The following is a 19,383-nucleotide window of genomic DNA, read 5'->3' on the forward strand; positions in this document are numbered from 1 at the left end:
GAGCGGTCAGGCGGTGAGCTGGCTCCACGACCACACAGCGGCGTACGCAACCCCGCCGAACAGCACGATGGCGAACAGCCCGAAGAGGGCGGGCCAGGCCCAGGCGACGGGTTCCCGGTCGTTCGGTGCGACGGTCACGATCACTCCCAAGGGTCGTCTTTGCCGGACTCCCTTGATTCTTCGGTCCGGCGCCCTTCCCCACATCCGCACACGGTCAGATCCCGGCCCGCGCCGTATACGACCAAGGTCGTACACGGCCTCGTCAGCCCAGCCGCCTCTTCCCAGCCTATGGGAGCGCTCCCATACCGTGACCAGGACATTGACGTACGTCGTTGCCTTGGGCCTGCCGAGTCCTTAACCTGCGGGAACTCCCCATCCCACTGCTCCCCCAAGGAGAGCCATGTCTCCCCACCGCTTCACCGCGCCGACGTGGTCACTGTTCCGAATGGTCGTCGGCCTCCTCTTCCTGTGCCACGGACTCGCCTCGGTCTTCGGGGTGCTCGGCGGCAACCGCGGCTCCGGTCAGGCGATCGAGCCGGGCACCTGGCCGAGCTGGTACGCCGGAGTTATCCAGCTGGTGTGCGGCGCCCTGGTCCTCGCCGGACTCGCCACCCGGCCCGCGGCGGTCCTCGCCTCCGGCTCGATGGCGTACGCCTACTTCGTCGTCCACCAGCCACAGGCCCTGATGCCGATCCAGAACGGCGGTGTCACGTCGGCGCTCTACGCCTGGGCCTTCCTGATGATCGCGGTGGCGGGCGCCGGCCCGTGGTCGCTCGACGCCCTCATCGCCCGGCGCCGCGACGTTCCCGCCACCGCGGCGGACGCTCGCGATCTCCAGACCAGCCGCCCCTGACACCTCATGATCCCTGCGAAGGAGCAACCATGCGCCACCTCGTCACCGCTGCCGCCGCGGCCCTGATGCTCGGCGTCGTGGCGGGCAGCGCCCCGGCCGGCGCGGCGAGCGCCGGTCATGGCGGAACCTGCGCCCGTGACCTGCTCTTCTGCGAAGACTTCCAACGACTCCCGACGGGCGGCCCCAGCACCCTGAAATGGGGCGTCGACACGCGCAACGGCACGCTCAACGTCGAGCGAGCCCGGCGCGGGAACCAGGTGCTGCACGTGCACACCGTCGACAACGGGCGAGCCTTCCTCCGGGTCGACGACCTCTCCGTGCCGGGCAGTCGCCTCTACGGCCGGATGCGGCTGCGCGTCGACGCGTTCCCCACCGCCCCGGACTGGGCGCATTTCACGCTCGTCGAGGCCACCGGCAGCGGCAGCGCCGAGGTCGTCCGCCCGATCGGCGGCCAGTACGCGCCAACGGTCCCCGGCACCTTCTGGGGCGTGGGGGCCGACGGCGGGCCCACCGGCGACTGGACCAACTGGCGCGAGTCGGCGCCGGTCGCCGAGGACACGTGGCAGTGCTTCGAGTGGTCGCTCGACCGGAACGGCAACCGCGTCGCGGTGTGGATCAACGGCGTGGCGAATCCGGAGCTGACCGCCTCGACCAGCGAGCACGGCGGCAACGACGTGCCGTTCGTGCTGCCGGCCGTCGACACCGTCAAGATCGGCTGGCAGCTGTATCAGAGCGGCACCACACCGGCCGCGTTCGACCTGTGGATCGACGACGTCGCCCTGGGCGCCCGACGGCTGGGCTGCTGAGCGCCTCAACCACCGCCGTGGCACTTGCCGGGGCCGGACGCCACGCCCGACCCCGGCCCCACCGGCACAGCCTGATCTCCCTGGCACCCGGCAACTGAGCAGCTCAGCGCCCGAACCCGGCCGCGACGGTACAGCCTGCTGCACCCCGAGGTGGCCCGCTGGCGGGATCGTCCGGCGGGCCGTGACCTCATAGCGTTGCAGGCATGAGCGATTCCTCCCGCGTCCTCGCGGCATCCGAACCCGGCGCCACCCCTGCGCGAACCGGCGCGTTCCGCCCCGTCCTGTGGCTCCTGCTGATCGTCAGCATCGCGGCGAACGCGATCAGCAACGTCATGGGGCTCAACCCGGCCGTCGGCATCGCGTCCGGCGTGCTCGCGCTCGGCTGCGCGACCACCCTGATCACCGATCACCGCCGGCGCCGGCAGTCCTGATCCGGTCCCGAACCCTCCAGGCCCCGGACGCGTGCTCGCCGTCCGGTCCGGCGCCGGATCCCCCAACGAGCTGCGTCGCTACGCATCCGACCGCCGGCGCGAAGCTCAGACTGGGCGGATCGTCGTCGGGACAACCGCCTCGGCTCCTCGACGGTGATGACGGTCTTGCCCGGCAGCTTCTAGATGAACTCGCTGCGGTAGGTGTCGGCGAGCTCGGCCGCACGGCGGCGACGTGCGGCGAGCTCATCGGGTGACAGCTGCGGAGGCGGGGCGTCCTTGCCGGCGATCACGTCACCGATCCGCAGGAAGTACTCGTCCTGCCCCGCCGGCGTGCACATGCACAACATCCGCGCCGGCGCGCCGGACACGTTGCGGAAGTTGTGCGGCGCGTTCGCCGGCACGTTGATCGTCGTCCCCGCCCGTACCGTGTGCTTCTCACCCCGGAAGACGAACTCGACCTCGCCCTCGAGAACCGTGAACATCTCCTCGAAGTCATGCCGGTGCGGAGGCGGGCCGCCGCCGTCGGGCACCCGCATGTCGATCAGGCAGTACTTGCCGTCCGTCTGCTTGCCGCTGATCAACATCGCATACGTGTTGCCGACCAGCGAGAGGTAAGTGGTCGCGGGATCGTCGGGGTCGGCGACGGTCAGCGTACGGTTCGGGTCGTCGGCGGGAATCATCGCTGCGGCTCCTCGACGGTGAGGACGGTCTTGCCCGGCAGCTCACCCGCGGCGGCCTGGGCGTGCACCGTGGTCAGCTCGGCCAGGGGCACCCGCTGACCAACTTCGACGCGCAACTCCCCCGTGCTGACCCGCGCGGCCAGGTCGGCGAGCTGGTCGGCGTCGCTGCGGACGAACAGGTCGATTCCCCGTACGCCGCGCAGCTCGTCGGACGGCGCGGGCATCCAGACCGTCGTGTTGACCAGGGCGCCGCCGTCCCGGATCAGCGTCAGCAACGAGGCCAGCTGCTCCGGGGCGACCGGCGCCAGGTTGAGCACCAGGTCGACCGGCTCGGTCACCGCAGCGGTGTTGTCCCACACCTCGTCGGCGCCCTTGACGCGTTCCGCGCCGTGCGGCCCGGCCACCCCGATCACGTGAGCGCCGGCCTCCTTGGCCAGCTGAACGGTGTACCCGCCGACTGCTCCCCCGGCGCCGTTGACCAGCACCCGCTGCCCGGCGGTCAGCTTGCCGTGATCGAACAGCGCCTGCCACGCGGTCAGGCCCACCAGCGGCAGCGCCGCCGCGTCCGCCAGCGGAATGCCCTTCGGCGCCCCCGTCAAAATCTCAGCCGGCGCGATGACGTACTCCGCCGCCGCCCCCGTTCCAGCCATCGGCAGGAACCCGATGACCTCATCACCGACCGCGAAGTCCCGCACACCGTCCCCGAGCGCGTCAACCGTCCCGGCGACGTCGATGCCAGGGGTGTGCGGCAACTCGACCGGGATCGGCCCCTGCATGAAGCCCGCCCGAATGTTGCCGTCGACCCCGTTGAACGACGTCCCCGCCACGCGGACCCGCACCTGCCCCGCGCCGGGGGTGGGCTGCTCCACGTCCTCGTAACGCAGAACCTCGGGACCGCCGAACTCGTGAAACCGTACTGCCTTCATTGCCGAACCTGCTTCCGTGAGCACCGTCAAGGCACTCAACATCGCAGGATCCACCGCAGTCATCCTGGGCCGAGCTGGCCCACCCAGATGATCACCACCCGCTTGCAGCGTCCCAGGGCGCCACGGTCGAGTGTGCGGCGCCGGGTCACGTGCAGCCGGCCCGTCAGTCCACGGGCTGGTGGCGTACCCGGTCGCGGCCGGAGCGCTTGGCGTCGTACAGCGCCTGGTCGGCGGTGTCCAGCAGCCTCTGCACCTCGGGGTGCGCGTGTGCCGCCCCGGTTACTCCCACGCTGACCGTTACCCGCAGCGCGCCGGCCTCGGTCACGATCGGGGCGTCGCCGACAGCGGCGTGCAGCCGCCGGGCCACGATTTCGGCCTGCTGCGCCGACGCTCCGGTCAGCAGGACAGCGAACTCCTCACCACCGTAGCGGCAGATGATGTCGCCGGCGCGCAGGCAGCGCGACAGCCGATCGGCGACCTCCCGGATGACCTCGTCGCCCACACCATGCCCGTACGTGTCGTTGATCTTCTTGAAGAAGTCGATGTCGACCATTGCCGCCGCGATCGGCTGCGCGCCGCTTTCCCCCGCGCCGGTCGTGGCCGTCTCCATGAAGTGCCGCCGGTTGTACAGGCCGGTCAGCCCGTCGCGGGCGGCGAGTTCACCGACCTGCCGGAAGAGCCGGGCATTCTCGTACGCGGTGATGCCCTGCCCGGCCAGTGTCGCTGCGATCCGGGCCGTGCTGTCGCTGTACACGCCCGCCCGGGAACTGCCGATCAGCAGGACGGCGGCTTGCCTGCCCCGGCTCAGCAGGGGCAGCGCCATCCACGCCGCGGTCCCGGCGCCGAGGCGACCGGCGACCAGGTCGGGTTCCGCCCCGCACAACGGTTCGCTGAGGCGGAGCAGCCGCCGCACCGAGCCGGATTCCGCGAGCATGGCGCCGGCGTCGATCCCGCCCAGGGCCGACACCGAGCCGTTCTCGTCCTGGAGCAGCAGGGACCAGCTGTCGACCGGCGCCACCCGGCCGATCATGGCGATCATGCGGCGGAGGACTTCTTCCGGGTCGAGCGTGCCGCCGACCTCGACGATGGCCAGCCGGAGCGTCTCCGCGAGGTCGCGTTCGCGCTGAGCCGTTCGGATGTCCGCCTCCAGCTGCGCGGCGCGCGCGGTCTCGAAGGTGACCGCCACGTGGTGGGTGATAGCGGACAGAATTTCCACGTCGTCGGCGGTGAAGATTCCCCGGGCCACCCGGCTGTCCAGGTAGACCACGCCCAGCAGCCGCTCCCGCAGGCACACCGGGGCGGCGATGATGCTGCGCAGCCCGTGCACGAGGGTGCTTTGCGAGCCCAGTGCGGCGCCCTGGTCGCTCCCGGTCACGACCAGCGCGGTGGCGGTGTCCCGTACCCGCTGCACCAGGCTCGCGCCGTAGCCGGTCAGGGTCTCCAGGTCCTGGTGGTCCGCATCGCGCCCGAGGAAGGGCAGCAGTTCGCCGGTCGCCTCGTCGGCCAGGAAGAGGAAGGCCCGCTCCCCTGCCAGGATCTTGAGGGTTTCGTCCAGCGCGACCCGGCACACCTGACGCGGTTCGAGGACCGCGGACGCCGCGAGGCTGATCTGATAGACAGCCTCCAACCGGCGCACGTTCGAGGTGATGTTCCCGGCCGGATGGCGGTGCGAGCGCATGGTCCGGCCCGCCACCGTGCCGGCCGCGGTCAGCCCGAACTCCTCGCGGGCCCAACGCGCCCGGGTACGCCAGCCGTACTCGTCGGCGAGTGCCAGCGCCTGCTCGGCCTGGCGGCGGGCCTCGTGCGGCCGGCCGAGCGCGGTCAGCGCGCGGGCGCGTACCCGGGCTGCCTCGTAGTCGACCAGGACCGAACGGTGACCCGTAGCCGAGGCGGCGAGTGGGGCGAGGCGGCGCAATGCACCCTCGGGCCGGCCGTTCAGCTGATCCAGCCATGCCTCGGCCACCGTGGCGTAGGCCTCGTAGAGGGAGCCGCGGGCCACCCGCCGGAGCTCGGCCACCGCCGACGCCGTGGCCGCGAGCCTGGCCGGACCGTCCGAGGCGGCCTGCCCCAGCCGCCCGTACGCCTGAAATATCCAGAAGCTGCGCTGGATGGCGAAGACCCGGCGCGGTCCTACTCCGATCGCCTTGAAGGCGGCGACCGCCTCCTCGAAGGACTCCCCGAGGTCGCCCTGCTCGACGGCCACCTGTGTCGCCGTAAGCGCGTAGTTGACCTGAAGTGCGAGGTTGCCGGGCTCGGTGGCGGCGAATTCGCGCACGTCGTGCAGACGCTTCGCGGCCTCCGCGGGATCGCCGGCGAGCGCCGCGACGCTGGCGCCCAGGGCCATGGCCGGGTTGCCGAAGGACGCGGCCGAGACCCTTCGCAGCGCCGACCCGTACCACCGGGTGGCCTCGGCGAGCTCGCCGCGCAGCACCTCCAGCAGACCCAGCGACGAGGCCATCAGCAAATAGTCCGACGAAGGCAGCCACTGGCCGTGCGCGGTCAGGGCCGCCCGGAACAACTCGCCGGTTCTCTCGTGCGGGTTCTGCATACCGTCGGTGGCCAGCGCCCGCATGAGGTGAATGTTCGCGATCATCGTCGGATCGCCCAGCGCCTCGGCCTCCGCCAGCGCTTCGGCGAAGAGCCGGGCACCGCGTTTCGCCCGGCCGGTCGTCTCCGCCGTCATAGCCGCGCTTGCCTTCGCCAGGATGTTCTCGCGAGCTGTGCCGAGCCGGACGGCCAGCGGCGCCACCCGCATCCCCAGCATGGCGGACTCGGGCAGGCGCAGCGCATAGGCCGCGCTCTGCGACATCGCCCGGAGCAGGAGAACCTCGACCTGATCGCGGTCGCGGAGGTGCCCCGAGGAGAGCCGCAGCCGGCCGGGCAGCAGGGAGAGCAAACGGGCGCGCGCCATCTGCCCCAGCGACGTCAGCGCCAGGACGGCCGGGTTCGCGGGCACCTGGCGGTCGATCTCGTCGAGGCCCCGGCGGGCCATCTCCATCGCCCGCGAGCCGTCCCACTGCGTGTGGTACGACTCGGTCAGGTGGGCGAACAGGATGCCGCGCCGGTTCGGGTCCGGCTCCTTGTCCAGCGCTCGCTGCGCCTGCGCCTGTGCGATCTCGTGCTGGCCGACACGGCTCGCGGCCAGCCCGAACGACGCGTGGAACGCCGCGTCCGGTTCGATGCCCGCGCGCGTGGCGGCCTCCTCGGCCCGCTCGAAGTAGAAACAGGCCTGGGCGGAGTCGTACTCGGCGAGGGCACGCCGCCCGGCGGCCGCGGCGGCACGGAACAGCCTGTACGGCTCACGGCCGGTCTCGCCGTGGAGGTAGTGGTGAGCAACCGTGTAGACGTCCACCGTGTCCGCCGGCGCGGTCTGCTCGATCGTCTCCGCGATGAGCTGGTGCAGCCCGCGGCGCTCGGCCGGGTCCAGCCGGTCGAGCAACGCCTGCCTGATCCGCTCGTGCGGGAAGGCGTAGCGGGAGCCGACCGGCTCGACCAACCGCAGCGCGAGGGCTTCGGCGAGCGCGTGCGGCATGTTCCCGTCCGCGCCGGCGGCTCGCCGGCCGAGCACCTCGGCGACGAGCTCGGGCGCGAACCGGGCGCCGATCGCCGCCGCCACGACCAGTGGCTCCTGCGCCTGAGGGCTGAGCTGCCCGACGCGGCGCAGCATGAGGTCGAGAAGGTCGGCCGGCAGGCGCAGGTCGTCGAGGCCGGCCTGGTCGACCACCCAGCCACCCCATGAGGGCAGCAGGACACCGGCCTCCAACGCCCTCCGGACGTACTCGACCACGGCCAGCGGGTTGCCGTCGCTGAGCGAGATGAGACGGTCGGTCAGCGACGGCGGCGCCGCACCCCCGCCGAGCGTCGCGGCGATCAGCGCGGCGACCTCGTCGGGCCCGAGCGGTCCCAGGGTGATGTGGGTACGCAGCCCCAGCCCGAGCGCCGCAGCGATCGCGCCGTCATCGTCGTCGCGCGCGGTCACCAGGACGAGCAACCGGGCAGCCGGCGCGGCGACCGCAAGCCTGCCTACGACGTTCAGGGTGGCCGGATCCCACCATTGCGCGTGCCGCAGGTGCAGCAGCGCACCCCCGCTCGCCGTCGCCAGCCCGGTCAGGAAGACGGCGACGATCTCGGCGACCCGGTCCTGGTCCAGATCCGCCTGACGACCGTTCACCGGCCGGCCGGGCAGCAGCCCTCCGAGTGCGGGCACAAGCTGAGTCAGCAGCGCCGACGCCGACCCGGCAGCCTCGCTGATCGTGGCGATCGCCGCGGCGCGCCGCGGTTCGGGCAGGGCGGCGACCGCGGCGACGTACCGGTCGACAGCCTCGATCAGCGGTCCCAGTGGAGTCCGGCCCTCGGCCGTCGCGGCGCCTTCGAGCACCGGGTGGTCCGTGGCGATCCGATGGGCCAGTTCGGCGGCGAGCCGAGCTTTGCCCAGTCCGGCGCCACCGGTGACCAGCACCGCGCCGCCGCTGCCGTCGGTGGCCTTCTCCCAGCAGGACAACAGCTCGGCCCGGGGCCCGGCGCGGCCCACCACCAGCGGAGCCCGGTCCGGTTTGTGGGTCTCGTCGCCGCCGGCCAGCCGGGCCAGGTCGCGGCGCGCCTCCTCGGCCGAGGCGTACCGGTCGTCGGGGTCCTTCGCCATCAGCCGCCTGATCACCGCGGCCAGTTCGGCGCTCACCTCGGGCCGGCTCTCGCGGACGTCCGGCACCGGCGCCGTCAGGTGCAGGCGCATCAACTCGCCGGTGTCGCCGCCCCGGAACGGCGGCGCCCCGCTGAGGCACTCGAAGAGCACCACGCCGAGCGCATAGAGGTCGGCCCGGCCGTCCACCGGACGGCGCAGCAGACCGGTCTGCTCGGGAGCGCTGTAGAGGAAGGTGCCCGCGGCGTCGTCACCGGCACGAGCACCGGCGCGAGCCGCCAGCCCGAGGTCGATCAGCCAGGCCCGGCCATCCGCCCGGACCAGGATGTTGTCCGGCTTCACGTCCCGATGCACCAGACCCGCCCGGTGGGCCACCCCGAGCACGTCGACTATCTGGGCGCCGAGCTCGGCCGTCCGGGGCCCGTCGTACCGGCGTTCCCGGATCACCTGGCCGAGCGGACGCCCGTCGATCAGCTGCATGACGATGTAGGGCCGCCCGTTCGCAGTGCCGACCTCGTGGACGGCTGGCAGGCCGGGATGACGCAGACTGGCCGAGAGAGCGGCCTCCCGGACGAAGGCGGCCGCCTCTTCCGAGCCGGCCTCCGCGATCACGACCTTGACGGCGACCTCGTGCCCGTTCCGGTCGGCACGATGAACCACCGAGCCGGCCCCGCGCCCCAACTCGCCGAGCAGCCGGAGCCCAGGGAAAGGCTCCGGTGGCGACACGGAGACCGAACCGGGCTGTGTACTCACGAACCTACTTTCGTCCGCTGAAGCTCGGACATGAGCCTTGCCACCGCCGATCGTGGCGAAGCACCACGCGATCGTCAACGGCGGCCGGGGGCGCCGTCCTCGCACGTTCGGTGGGCGACGCCGGGTCGCCTGTTGACAACGCGGCGTCGCGGGTAGGGTGGTCGGCGTCACCGTCCACATGTGTTGGCAAGGCGGAGGTAAGGGTGCCGGTCACAGGCCAACGCGTCGTGCGGCGGGCGTTGGGGCGGCGTTTGACGCGGCTTCGTACGGCGTCCGGGATGAGCCGGCGTGATGTGGTGGAAGCTCGGCTGGGCATCTCCGAGCCGACGCTGCACCGCATCGAGACGGGCAAGGTGCCGGTCACCGGGGCCAACGTACGGGCGCTCTGCTGGCTTTACGGCGCCGACCAGAGCATCACCGACGCGCTTGCGGACCTCGCACTGGGGACGTCACAGCAGGAGTGGTGGGACGCCAGCCCGGTGATCCCCGAGTGGTTCAAGCTGTACGTCGGGCTGGAGGCGTCCGCGTCCCGGATGTTCGGGTACGACGGCGAGATCGTTCCCGGCGAGTTGCAGACCCCGGAGTACGCGCGAGCCGTCTTCGGCGCCGAACAGCCGGCCGACACGGAGATTGCCGAGCGCCACATCAACCTCCGCATGCAGCGGCAGAAGACGCTTTTCTCCCGCAACCCACCGATCCGCCTCGTAACGGTGCTGGGTGAGGGAGCACTGGCCCGGCCGGTCGGCGGCGAACAGGTGATGAAGGGGCAGATCGAGCATCTGCGGCGGTTGTCCCAACAGGACACTGTCGACATCCGGGTGCTGCCGTTCTCGGTCGGGGCGCACGCGGCGATGGCCGGCGCTTTCCGGATCCTGGAGTTCGACGACCCGGACGATCCGGACGTGGTCTACCTCGAGTCCCACGTCGGCGCCCTCTACCTGGAGGAGCAGGTCGAGGTCGACGAGTACCGGCGTATCTTCGACCTCATCACCAAGGATTCCGTGCCGGTCGGAGAGTTCCGCTGACGACCTGATGGGCGGCGCGGAGGTCCGCCGCGGTCAGTCGCTCAGGAGTTGGTCGAACTCGCCGCGCTTCGCTCCGAACAGGAACGAGTCCCATTCCTCGACCGTGAAAACCACGGTGCCGGCCTCGCGTGCCTTGCTGTTGCGGACCTCGATGAGGCCGTCCTGACGGCGGGCCTCGACGCAACTGCCTCCGTTACCTGTCGACCTGCTGGAAATGATCCAGCCGGTTTCGCTGCTCATCAGTGCCCCTCCCCACGGAGTTGCTTACTGTGCGTGATCAGCCTGCCACCGATCTCGCGGCCCCCTCGTAGCTTTCTGACGTGCAGGAGCGGGAATTCGCGACCAAGGGCGATTCTTTCACCACGAAAGTGCACGCACCTAGAGTAGCCGAAACCCGCTTTCGATGCATCACATCGCCGTGACAGTTGTCCCCGTGAAATCTTGCACGTGCCTCGAACGGCTGCCATGATTCGTCTGTGGCGCTCGGCGATGCCTCGCCGTCGACTCGACAGCTCCCCGCTGGTCCGCCGCAGCTCTGAGAGGACGGCCTATGCGGATCCTCGATCCTGCCGCCGCCGAAACAGGCGGTGTAATGCCAGATGACGCTCAGCTGCGGACCGAGTCCGAAACCGCCCGCCTCCGGGCCCGCATCGATCAGCTGGCGGCGCACGTCCAGAAACTGGAGCAGGAGCGCGCCTCGCTGCAGTGGCTGGCCGGCCACGACGAGCTCACCGGACTCGCCAACCGCCGCCTCTTCCACGCGCTCGCGCCGGGCCGGCTGCGCGACGACGACTGCTCGTCGGCCGTCGTGATCCTCGACCTCAACGGTTTCAAGCCGATCAACGACACGTATGGGCACGAGGCCGGCGACGAGGTCCTCTGCGTGGTCGCCCGGCGCATGGCCGACTGCCTCGGCGATCATCTGGTGGCCCGGTTCGGCGGTGACGAGTTCGCCGCGCTGCCGCGTGCCCCGCACGCCGACGTCCCGGAGGCGTGGTGGCGGGAGGTGGCGGGCTCGCTGAGCGCCGCTATCGCACCCCCGATCGACGTGCAGGGCCACACCCTGTCCGTCACCGCCTCGATCGGTGTCGTGCCGGCCGGGCGCTCCGCCGACCTTCCCGACCTGCTGCGCCGGGCCGACCAGGCGATGTTCGGCGCCAAGCGGCACGCGTACACCACCAACCAGGTCGGTATCACCTGGGTCGTGTCCACGGAGAGCGGCGACCACATCGAGACGTACGAGCCGGCCGCGATCCCGGGCTCGACCGCCTCGGGACCCGCGGTGGGGTGCCGGCCGGGCGACCCTGTGTGGGTGCACCGCAGTGGCGTCCGCCGGGCGGGAGTGGTCGAGAGCGCCTGCGAATGGGCCGCCCTGGTCCGCTACCGCTGTCTGAACGGCGCGGGCACGATGGTCGACACGATCCCCACGCACTGTCTTACGGTGCGGGCCGAGGCCGATCCGTACCTCGACCGGTGAACGCCCGAGCCGAGGGCCACCGCAGCAGATCCAGCCGCCGCCACGGTTGACCCGGCCCGCGGCCACAGGAGCCGACCCCGCCGCACGAGGGCCAACCGCCGCCACGCGAGGCCCCGGCCAAGCTTCCCCGTCAGCCGGTCGTCAGCACGATCTTTCCGTGCAGTCCCCCGGCCAGCACCCGCCGGTGGGCGTCGGCGGCCTCGGTCAACGGCATCGTGGCCGCCACCCGCGTGCGCAGTTGTCCCGCCGCCACCTGCCCCACCAGGACGGCCAGCAGCTCGTGGTCGTGCCGGATGAGTTGCAGCTCTTGACGCACACCACGGGCCGGAACGATGGGCGGCGTGGGCCGGGTCGTGACCACGATTCCCCTGTCCTCGACCGCAGCGGCCGCCGCCTCGCCCAGAGGGATCGCGTCGAAGACCGCGGACACCGGCCCGACCGCGGCCAGATCGGCGGAACGGGAGACCACCTCGTGAGCGCCGAGATCGCGCACCCATTGCTCGTCGTCGTGGCCGGCCTGCGCCAGGACACGGAAGCCGCTCTGAAGGGCGAGCTGGGTGGCGAAACCGCCGACACCGCCGCTGGCGCCGGTGACGAGAATGCTGCTGCCGGCCGGAAGCATGGCCAAGGACACCAGGGCCAGCCCCTGCTGTGCGGTCTGGGCGTTGAGCGGCACCGTGGACGCGGCGGCGAAGTCGACCCCGTCGGGCAACGGCACCAGCCAGTCGGTGTCGGCCGCCACGAACTCGGCGTAGCCACCCGGGTTGCCCCGGGTCAGATACCACGGAATCATGCCGACGACACGATCGCCGACCGCGAATTCGGCCGTGCCGGGGCCGACGGAGGCCACCTCGCCGGCGATGTCCCAGCCGGGCGAGAACGGCGTCGGAACCGGTCCGCGAGGAATTTCCCCGGTGGTCGACGCCACGTCGGCCGGGTGCACACAGACGGCGCGAATCCGGACCACAACCTGCCCTGGCCCCGCCTCGGGGTCGGGCAGCTCGGTCACCTGCAACACCTCAGGACCGCCAAGCGCGGTCGCGACGACTCCCAGCACGCGTCCACTCTAGACCCCGGCCGCCGGCGAATCGGCCCCGCAGGCCTCTCAAGCCTCGGGGTCAGCCGCCGACGTGCAGGGGCAGCCGGGTGAACCCGCGGATCATCCCGGAGGAGCGGCGAGCGGTTCGCCCGTCGATCCGGAGGCGGGGAAGCCGTTCGGCGAGGGCGCGGACGGCGACGGTGGCCTCCAGCCGGGCCAGCGGATGGCCGACGCAGTAATGAATGCCGCCGCCGAAGGCCAGGTGCGCGGTCGTGGGCCTGCGGAACACGTCGAAGCGGTCCGGGTCGTCGAAGGCGGCCGGGTCCCGGTTCGCGCCCCCGATCAGGGTCACCACGAACTCGCCGGCCCGGATCGACGTGCCCGCGATCTCGACGTCCGCCAGGGCCTCCCGGCCGGCGCGGTGAACGGGTGGGTCGTACCGCAGGGTTTCCTCGACGACGGAAGCCGCGAGTTCGCCCGGGGCGCCGGCGAACGCCGCCCACTGGTCCGGGTGCCGCATCAGGGCGTGCACCGCGTTGCCGATCAGGTTGGTGGTGGTCTCGAACCCGGCGACCAGCAGCAGCGTGCACAGCGGCAGCAGTTCCTCGGCGCCGACGTCGCCGGCGGCGTCGGTGACCAGCCGGCTGACGAGGTCGTCGCCGGGCTCGCGCCGACGCCGCTCGATCAGGTCGGTGAGAAGGCGGTCCAGGGTCAGCGTGGCGGTGCGCAGGCGGGCCGCCTGGGTCATCGTCCGGACGCCGTCGATCGCGCTGCCCAGCACCGCCGCGCTGCGGTGGAAGGCAGCCCGCCGGTCGTCGGGTATGCCGAAGATCGCGGACATCACGGCCAGCGGCAGCGGCTGGGCGAGGCCGGACATCAGGTCGAAGCGCCGGTCGCGCTGGGCCCGGCCGACAAGGTCGTCGACGGTACGTTCGACGAGTTCGCGGTAGCGGCCGACCGCCTTGGTGCCGAAGTCGGAGCGGATCGCCCCGCGCAGCCGGGTGTGGTCCGGCGGCTCCATGGCGAGGAACGAGGTCTCGAAGAAGCCGCTGAGCGACTCGTCCACGGTGAGGCGGTCGGGTCGTGCGCCGAAGCGCCGGTCGCGCAGCACGTCCCGGCAGATCTCGTGGTCGACGGTGACCCACGCGCCGGACCGGTTGCGCGACAGCCGTCCCTGCTTGCGTAGTTGCTCGTAGAGCGCGTACGGGTCGTTCTGCCACACCGCGAGGTGCAGCCGGGCGTCCGGGTCGGCGTGCAGGTAACCGTCGGCGGCCAGGGTGAGCCGACGGCGATAGACGCCCCTGGCCAGCCGCAGGAACGTGTCGAAGGTACTCATCTGTTCACCTGTCGTTGTCGCCGTCCGGATCGCCGAACAGCCGGCCGTGGATCACGTCGGCCACCGCGTCCGGACGTGGATGCTGCTCGAGGAGGTCTCGCGGCAGGTCGGTCCCGCAGACGACGGCCAGCCGGTCCCGCAGCTCGACCGCCTCGGCACGGGTCAGACCCAGGTCGTCGAAGGTCACGCCGGCCGGAACAGCCTCGGGCTCGAGGGCGCCGAGCAGGATCGCGGTCTCCGCGCGAACCAGACCCACCAGGTACGCGCGCCGGTCCTCCGGCGGCAGGGATCGCAGAATGGGGTCCGGGCCTCGGGGCTGGGCCCCGGGGTGCGAGGGGTTCACGGCATCGCCTGCCATTCGTCGGATCTGATCCAGCTGCTGTGGGCGCCCATCGGCACGCGGACCGGGAGCGGGACGACGGCACAGGGCGCCTCGTCCAGGCCCGCGGCGTCGCGGACGACCAGCGCGGAAGTGCCCGCTGCCAGGTCGGTCTGGAAGTGGACCAGCCAGCCGTCGGTCTCGGCGCCGCCGGCCGTACGCGGCACGAAGACCACCTCGCCGGAGACGACCCCGGCCGGGAGTTCGAGCGTCTCGGCCTCCCCCCGCCGCAGGTCGAAGCGGAGCAGCCCGGAACGGTCCGGCTCGGCGGGGTCCTGGGCCACCGCGTAGTAGTAGCGGTGCGGCCGGCCCGTCCGGCGCGGATCGGAACGGGGCATCTCGTGCGGCCGGTCGTGCAGCGTACGGGTGGTGGCGTGGTCGGCGCCCGCGGCGGCGTGCCACTCGGACAACGTCGCGGGCCGGGCGAACGGGTCGGCGGCGCGGTCGTCGAAGAGCCGGTCGTACCGCAGCGCGCGGACGGTCAGTCCACCGTCCGCGGTCTCCTCCGCGCCGACCAGGTGGTAGACGAAGCACGGCTCGATGGCGATCCACCGGACCGGGCCGCCGTCGCGGGGCAGCACCCCGATCCGGGACTGGTGCCGGTCGCTCCACCGGTAGGGGAACGCTCCGGTGACGCCGCGCAGCGGGGCGAAGCGGACCGGCAGGTCCAGGAAGACCAGGAAGCGCGGCGTGAGCGCGATGTCGTGCATCAGCGGCCGGCCGCCCAGCTCGACGCGGTCGCTGCGGGTCACCCGGCCCTCCGCGGACAGCACCAGGTATTCGGCCCAGGAGCGCAGCGGCGAGTAGGCGAGCGCGTGCAACTCGCCGGTCGCCGGGTCGACCCGGGGGTGGGCCGCGAACCCGCGCGGGAGCTGGCCGCCGAGGTCGGTGTAGCCGACGGTGTCCAGCGTTTCCGAGAGCTGGGCCGGCAGGCAGCCCGATTCGATCAGCGCCAGCAGAACCCCGTGGTGGGCGACGACGTTGGTGTTGACCGTGTCGACCAGGAAGTGGCGTGGCCCGGGAGCGGGCTTCTCACCCAGCGACCGGGCCGCGCGTCGCGAACGTACCCACCGGTTGCGGAACCAGAGCGCCCGCCCGTGCCGCAGCCGGACCCCGCAGACCAGGCCGTCCTGCATGAACCAGGGGTACGTGCCGTCGAGTGCCCGGCGTGGCCGACCGGCGGGGGCGGGGCCGATCTGGGTGAACAGCCCGTCCAGCTCGGGCGGCAACTCGCCGTCCACCCGCAGCGCGTGTTCGGTGTGCTCCCCCCGTACGGGGTCGAAAGCGCCGGACAGATAGCGGCTCATCCGCCGGCCAGGTGCAGCGGAACCGGACCGGCCGGGCGCAGGGTGATGGACGGGACCGGGGCCACGGCGGCGCCCGGCGGCGGTGTGCCGCGGACGTGCCGGGCAAGCGTCGCCACGGTCAGGCACGCCTGGATCGTTGCGAGGTTCGAGCCCGGGCAGGCACGCGGGCCGAGGCCGAACGGGACCACGGAATTCCGGTGGTACGCGGCGCCGCGGCCGGCCTCGTCGGCGAAACGCTCCGGCCAGAAGTCGTCCGGGCGCTGCCAGACGTCCGGGTGACGGTTGCCTGCGTACGGGCTCCAGGTGACCAACGACCCCGCGCCGATCCGATGGCCGCCGATCGTGTCGTCCCCCACGGCCCGCCGCATCATGATCCACACGACCGGGTAGAGCCGCATGGCCTCGTCGACGACCTGCCGGGTGTAGACCAGCCGGGGCAGATCCGCCGAAGCCGGCCGCCGGTCACCGAGGACGTCGTCCAGTTCCGCGTGCAGTCGTGCCGCGGCGGCGGGATGCCCGGCCAGCAGCTGCCAGCACCAGGCGAGCGTGTGGCCGAGGGTCTCGTGCCCCGCGAAGAACAAGCCGAGCACCTCGTCGGTCACCTGCTCGCGGGTGGACCCGCCGTCGGCGGTCAGTCGCGAGATCAGCTCGGTCCTCGGGTCGGCGACCAGCTCGGCGACAGTGGCCCGGACCCGGCGCATGGCGGCCCGGAACCGCAGGTTCGCCGGGGTCGGCACGGCGAGCGGCGGGAACGGCCGGGCCAGGAAGTTCGCCACGTGGTCGCAGATCAGCCGCAGGTCCTCGACGAGCGCCGCGGCCTCGGCGGTCAGTTCCGTCCCGAACAGGATGCGGCAGGCGAAACGCATCGACAGCGCCGACATCTCCGCGGACGCGTCGACGGTGTCCGTCGTGGCCCAGCGGCCGGCGACCTCGGCGAGACATTCCTCGGTGACCCGGGCGGCGTCCTCCACTGTGCTGCGGCCGAACGCCGGCTGCACCAGGCGGCGGCGCCGCAGCCATTCCTCCCCGCCCGGCGACACCGTCAGGCCGTCCCCGAGGAACGGGCGGGCGACCCGGTACACCGGCGCGTCCTTGGTGTAGTTGCGGTGGTTGTCGCGCAGCACGTGCACCACGTGGTCCGGGTGAGTGATGAAGACCATACGGCGTCCGAACGCGCTCGTCTCCGCGATGCCTGCCGGCGCCCGCGCCACGTCGGCGAACAACTCCAGCGGATCCCGCCGGAACGCGCCGAGCACGGCCATCGGCGCCAGCCTCTGGACGTCCTGGTAACCGCCCATTCTGTACCCTCCGATCGGGGTAGCCCCCCACGTCCGGCCCTGCACGGGGCCGGGGCCTTTCGTTGCGGCAACCAGCCCCGGAACCGGCCACCTGAATCAGCCGGGGAATCTATCGAGGTGGGGCAAATCTTCGCGAAGCCGCGGCATGACGATGATTACCGTCCGATCTGGACGAGTTACGCTTTGTCCTCAATCGCCTGCGCCCCCGAATCCCCGAGGCCGGCGGCAACGGCGGAACATCGGACGACGTGAGCGTGTCCCAGCTCCGGAACGAAACCGCAGTTGTCTGCTATCCGCGCAAGTAGGGCAGGTCTGCGGGCCGGGCCAGGTGGAAGCCTTGACCCAACATGACGCCGAGTTCGGTGAGCGCTGCTGGGCCAGGGATGAACCCATGTGGTACATCAACTCCGTCATCGAGACCGCGGCCTCGTCCGACATGGATATGTATTCCCGGATAGTGCGGTTAGGTCGGCGGCGGTCCGAGAATCCTGGCGGGGTCCTGCACCCGCCGCGCGTCCTCCTCGGCCGGGCGGGTGGGGCGGCGGGGCGGGTATCGTTTCGTCCGCCGTGATCGACCGGACCGGGGAGCGACGACCGGATGAGGAGTCCGTTGAGGCCGGCGGACCCCCGCCGGCTCGGGCAGTACCGGCTGGAGGCGCGCCTCGGGCAGGGTGGCATGGGCACGGTCTATCTGGGCCGCGGCCGCGACGGCCGCGCGGTCGCCATCAAGGCCGTCAAATCCGAGTTCGCGTACGACCCGGAGTTTCGCGCCCGGTTCCGCAGCGAGGTCAACCGGGCCCGTCAGGTGCCGCCGTTCTGTACGGCCGAGGTGCTCGACGCGGACGCCGACCATGAGATCCCCTACCTGGTCACCGAGTACGTCGACGGGCCCAGCCTGGCCGAGGTGGTGGCCGAGCAGGGCCCGCTGACCGGCGGGAACCTGCACAGCGTGGCGATCGGGGTGGCGACCGCGTTGGCCGCCATCCACGGCGCCGGGGTCATCCACCGTGACCTGAAACCCCGCAACGTCCTGTTCGCACTCGGCCACCCGAAGGTGATCGACTTCGGCATCGCGCGGGCGTTCGAGGCGACCAGCCACCACACCGCCACCGATCAGATGGTCGGGACGGTGGCGTACATGGCACCGGAGCGGTTCGACACCGCCACCGACCGGGTCGCCGGGCCGGCCGCCGACGTCTTCGCCTGGGGCGTCATCGTGACCTACGCCGGCACCGGGCGTACCCCGTTCGCCGCCGACTCCCCGGTGGCCACCGCGGCCGGCATCCTCACCCAGCCCCCGGATCTTGGTGACCTGCCGACTCCGCTGCGTGACCTGGTCGCCGCCGCGCTGGCGAAGGACCCGGCCCGGCGGCCGACCGCGGCGCAGCTCATCGACGCCCTGGTGGCCTACGGCGTGCCACCGGCCCCGACGGCGGTGATCAGAGCGACCACGCCGAGCCGCAGCCCCGCGGCCGGGGCCGCCACGGCGCGTGGGCCAAGGCGCCGGCGCTGGGCGATCCCCGTGCTGGCCGCCGCGTCGGTCGCCGCGGTCGCAGCCGGGATCCTCGCCTTCGGGTTGGGGCGCGACCTGGCTGTGGACGGCCGTCCGGAAGCGGGTGACCTCGTCGCCCCGCCGCCCTCCAGCGGCGCTCCAACCCTGGCCGACCCGGCCACTCCGACCCGCTCGGCCACTCCGGCGCGCTCGGCCGCACCGGCCGGTCCGGCCGAACCTACGCGCTCGGCCACAGCGAATCCGGCGGGCGCCGGGGTGACGGCCGAGCCGTTGCCGACCGGCAAGGCCCGGCTGTGCACCAACGCCGACATAAAGGTCTCGATCAGCGCCCAGAGCGAGAACCCCACCGCGGTCGGCACCCAGCGCGGGCTCATCTCGGTCGCCAACCGGTCCGGCACGCCGTGCCGGGTCGACGGCCGGGCCTTCGTGCGGCTCTACAACGCCGCCGACGAGCCGGTGACCGTGCCGACCACCACGGTCGACGAACCCGGCGAGGCCGTCGACATTCTCCTCGAGCCCGGCGGCGGGGCCTTCCAGGGGATGAAGTGGCAGGCCTGTGACAGGGACAGCAGCGACTGCCCGACCGGCAACTCGCTGCGCGGCAGCCTGGTCCGGTCGTCGCCGGGTGTCGTAGCCGAACTGCTGGGGTTTCCCGACCCCAACCGCAGCCAGCTCACCATCGGCTCACTGCGGCTGGGCACCCTGCAGCCGAGCACCCAGGGCGTGGTCGCCTGGTGAGTGGCGCGCCCCGCGCCAACTGACCGGACGGACGACCGGCACCTGGCACTCCGACGGCGGCACGATCGATCGAACATGGCCGCACTGCCCGAAGTGCCCCATCCGAGGGGTCGACAGGGCATCAAACGTACTTGCGCGATCGAGGCGGAACCCTCGGGACGTCGGGCGTACAGGGCTTCACCG

Annotated in this window: 16 protein-coding genes; 6 read left to right on the forward strand and 10 right to left on the reverse strand. The window is 72.1% G+C overall.

The annotated features are described in order from the left end of the window. Positions 1-6: 6 nt before the first annotated feature. Complete coding sequence (locus tag C8E87_RS46225) at positions 7-138, reverse strand: hypothetical protein (protein ID WP_275409156.1); 132 nt, start codon at positions 136-138, stop codon at positions 7-9. Positions 139-400: 262 nt separating this feature from the next. Here C8E87_RS46225 and C8E87_RS00980 point away from each other — a divergent pair, with 262 nt between their 5' ends. The 3 genes from C8E87_RS00980 (at position 401) to C8E87_RS00990 (ending at position 2,090) form a co-directional block, all read left to right on the forward strand. Continuing rightward, positions 401-853 (forward strand): DoxX family protein, encoded by a 453-nt coding sequence (locus C8E87_RS00980; RefSeq protein WP_133871311.1) that lies wholly within the window; start codon positions 401-403, stop codon positions 851-853. 29 nt (positions 854-882) lie between these two features. Beyond that, positions 883-1,659 carry a hypothetical protein gene (locus tag C8E87_RS00985; protein WP_133871312.1) on the forward strand — a complete coding sequence of 259 codons (777 nt, stop codon included), beginning with the start codon at positions 883-885 and terminating at the stop codon, positions 1,657-1,659. Positions 1,660-1,862: 203 nt separating this feature from the next. Continuing rightward, the gene (locus tag C8E87_RS00990) at positions 1,863-2,090 is read left to right on the forward strand and encodes a hypothetical protein (protein ID WP_133871313.1); all 228 of its coding nucleotides are present in this window, start codon (positions 1,863-1,865) and stop codon (positions 2,088-2,090) included. A gap of 179 nt (positions 2,091-2,269) precedes the next feature. Here C8E87_RS00990 and C8E87_RS00995 read toward each other — a convergent pair whose 3' ends face one another. The 3 genes from C8E87_RS00995 to C8E87_RS01005 all read right to left on the reverse strand — a co-directional run bounded on the left by C8E87_RS00995 (position 2,270) and on the right by C8E87_RS01005 (position 9,088). After that, entirely contained in the window at positions 2,270-2,770 is a 501-nt protein-coding gene (locus C8E87_RS00995; RefSeq protein WP_133871314.1) for a cupin domain-containing protein, read from the reverse strand. After that, on the reverse strand, positions 2,767-3,696 hold the full coding sequence (locus C8E87_RS01000) for an NADP-dependent oxidoreductase (RefSeq protein WP_133871315.1): 930 nt from the start codon (positions 3,694-3,696) through the stop codon (positions 2,767-2,769). Before C8E87_RS01000 ends, C8E87_RS00995 begins: the two co-directional genes overlap by 4 nt. 163 nt (positions 3,697-3,859) lie before the next feature. Further along, positions 3,860-9,088 carry a diguanylate cyclase gene (locus C8E87_RS01005; RefSeq protein ID WP_166661011.1) on the reverse strand — a complete coding sequence of 1,743 codons (5,229 nt, stop codon included), beginning with the start codon at positions 9,086-9,088 and terminating at the stop codon, positions 3,860-3,862. 227 nt (positions 9,089-9,315) lie between these two features. Here C8E87_RS01005 and C8E87_RS01010 point away from each other — a divergent pair, with 227 nt between their 5' ends. Beyond that, a complete protein-coding gene (locus tag C8E87_RS01010; protein WP_275409158.1) occupies positions 9,316-10,113 on the forward strand; it encodes a helix-turn-helix domain-containing protein in 798 nt (265 codons plus the stop codon). 33 nt (positions 10,114-10,146) lie between these two features. Here C8E87_RS01010 and C8E87_RS01015 read toward each other — a convergent pair whose 3' ends face one another. Beyond that, complete coding sequence (locus C8E87_RS01015; protein WP_133871318.1) at positions 10,147-10,353, reverse strand: DUF397 domain-containing protein; 207 nt, start codon at positions 10,351-10,353, stop codon at positions 10,147-10,149. A gap of 352 nt (positions 10,354-10,705) precedes the next feature. Between C8E87_RS01015 and C8E87_RS01020 the strand changes: the two genes are divergently transcribed. Next, positions 10,706-11,590, forward strand: coding sequence for a GGDEF domain-containing protein (locus C8E87_RS01020; RefSeq protein ID WP_166661013.1), 885 nt, complete (start codon positions 10,706-10,708; stop codon positions 11,588-11,590). Positions 11,591-11,720: 130 nt separating this feature from the next. On the opposite strand, the gene C8E87_RS01025 is transcribed toward C8E87_RS01020, so the two are convergent. The 5 genes from C8E87_RS01025 to C8E87_RS01045 all read right to left on the reverse strand — a co-directional run bounded on the left by C8E87_RS01025 (position 11,721) and on the right by C8E87_RS01045 (position 16,949). After that, a complete protein-coding gene (locus tag C8E87_RS01025; protein ID WP_133871320.1) occupies positions 11,721-12,647 on the reverse strand; it encodes an NADP-dependent oxidoreductase in 927 nt (308 codons plus the stop codon). Between the two features lie 61 nt (positions 12,648-12,708). Then, positions 12,709-13,965: a cytochrome P450 gene (locus tag C8E87_RS01030; protein WP_133871321.1), complete on the reverse strand. Its 1,257-nt coding sequence runs from the start codon at positions 13,963-13,965 to the stop codon at positions 12,709-12,711. 4 nt (positions 13,966-13,969) lie between these two features. Then, positions 13,970-14,323: an acyl carrier protein gene (locus C8E87_RS01035; protein WP_133871322.1), complete on the reverse strand. Its 354-nt coding sequence runs from the start codon at positions 14,321-14,323 to the stop codon at positions 13,970-13,972. Next, positions 14,305-15,651 (reverse strand): carotenoid oxygenase family protein, encoded by a 1,347-nt coding sequence (locus C8E87_RS01040; protein ID WP_133871323.1) that lies wholly within the window; start codon positions 15,649-15,651, stop codon positions 14,305-14,307. Before C8E87_RS01040 ends, C8E87_RS01035 begins: the two co-directional genes overlap by 19 nt. After that, positions 15,648-16,949, reverse strand: coding sequence for a cytochrome P450 (locus C8E87_RS01045; protein WP_133871324.1), 1,302 nt, complete (start codon positions 16,947-16,949; stop codon positions 15,648-15,650). Before C8E87_RS01045 ends, C8E87_RS01040 begins: the two co-directional genes overlap by 4 nt. Before the next feature lie 610 nt (positions 16,950-17,559). Here C8E87_RS01045 and C8E87_RS01050 point away from each other — a divergent pair. Beyond that, entirely contained in the window at positions 17,560-19,200 is a 1,641-nt protein-coding gene (locus C8E87_RS01050; protein ID WP_438865998.1) for a protein kinase domain-containing protein, read from the forward strand. The last annotated feature ends 183 nt before the right edge of the window (positions 19,201-19,383 follow it).

This window comes from Paractinoplanes brasiliensis (assembly GCF_004362215.1).
Taxonomy (GTDB): Bacteria; Actinomycetota; Actinomycetes; order Mycobacteriales; family Micromonosporaceae; genus Actinoplanes; species Actinoplanes brasiliensis.

What these genes read in the sequence shown, in the direction of transcription:
- C8E87_RS00980 (WP_133871311.1), top strand. Translation starts at nt 401, where the DNA reads ATGTCTCCCCACCGCTTCACCGCGCCGACGTGGTCACTGTTCCGAATG.
- C8E87_RS00985 (WP_133871312.1), top strand. Translation starts at nt 883, where the DNA reads ATGCGCCACCTCGTCACCGCTGCCGCCGCGGCCCTGATGCTCGGCGTC.
- C8E87_RS00990 (WP_133871313.1), top strand. Translation starts at nt 1,863, where the DNA reads ATGAGCGATTCCTCCCGCGTCCTCGCGGCATCCGAACCCGGCGCCACC.
- C8E87_RS00995 (WP_133871314.1), bottom strand. Translation starts at nt 2,770, where the DNA reads ATGATTCCCGCCGACGACCCGAACCGTACGCTGACCGTCGCCGACCCC.
- C8E87_RS01000 (WP_133871315.1), bottom strand. Translation starts at nt 3,696, where the DNA reads ATGAAGGCAGTACGGTTTCACGAGTTCGGCGGTCCCGAGGTTCTGCGT.
- C8E87_RS01015 (WP_133871318.1), bottom strand. Translation starts at nt 10,353, where the DNA reads ATGAGCAGCGAAACCGGCTGGATCATTTCCAGCAGGTCGACAGGTAAC.
- C8E87_RS01020 (WP_166661013.1), top strand. Translation starts at nt 10,706, where the DNA reads ATGCCAGATGACGCTCAGCTGCGGACCGAGTCCGAAACCGCCCGCCTC.
- C8E87_RS01030 (WP_133871321.1), bottom strand. Translation starts at nt 13,965, where the DNA reads ATGAGTACCTTCGACACGTTCCTGCGGCTGGCCAGGGGCGTCTATCGC.
- C8E87_RS01035 (WP_133871322.1), bottom strand. Translation starts at nt 14,323, where the DNA reads ATGGCAGGCGATGCCGTGAACCCCTCGCACCCCGGGGCCCAGCCCCGA.
- C8E87_RS01040 (WP_133871323.1), bottom strand. Translation starts at nt 15,651, where the DNA reads ATGAGCCGCTATCTGTCCGGCGCTTTCGACCCCGTACGGGGGGAGCAC.
- C8E87_RS01045 (WP_133871324.1), bottom strand. Translation starts at nt 16,949, where the DNA reads ATGGGCGGTTACCAGGACGTCCAGAGGCTGGCGCCGATGGCCGTGCTC.